Annotated in this window: 1 pseudogene; it reads right to left on the bottom strand. The window is 58.3% G+C overall.

The features are described 5' to 3' along the window. Positions 1 to 161: 161 nt before the first annotated feature. Positions 162 to 429 (bottom strand): annotated as a pseudogene (locus M3223_RS23960) (hypothetical protein); the annotation flags it as partial.

Here is a 429-nt window from a genome sequence, read left to right as displayed (position 1 = left end):
CAATAAGATACTGCAGGTTACTAAAACAGAACCCAGAATAAACAGGCTAATGACCGCAGCGGCGTCCAATGTTCACGTACTCCCTGACTGGCGTGAAAAAATGGCTAAAAGTGACACTATTTTAACAATTCGCAGGGGATCCGCCTATGCGTTCGGGAAATTTATTCTGTCAGCACCGGATGGCCGCCGATCGTCAGGGTGGTGGCCGTCGCCTGATTCACCCGGCGCGCGCGGGCGCCCAGCGGCAGGGTCACCGTGCGCTGCTCGTGGCCAAACTCCAGTCCGCTAATCAGCGGCAGGGGGAGCTGCTGGCGCAGATAATCAAAGACCTGCGGCAAATCGTATCCCGCGTCATAGTCGTTCGGCGCGCTGCCGGTGAAGCTGCCGAAGATCACCGCTTTCTGCGCCGCCAGCACGCCGCTGTGCAAC

This window comes from Paenibacillus pasadenensis, from assembly GCF_023715725.1.
GTDB classification, from domain to species: Bacteria; Bacillota; Bacilli; order Paenibacillales; family Paenibacillaceae; genus Paenibacillus_O; species Paenibacillus_O pasadenensis_A.
Note: the sequence above shows the minus strand (reverse complement) of the source record. Positions and strands in the feature narration are given on the sequence as shown.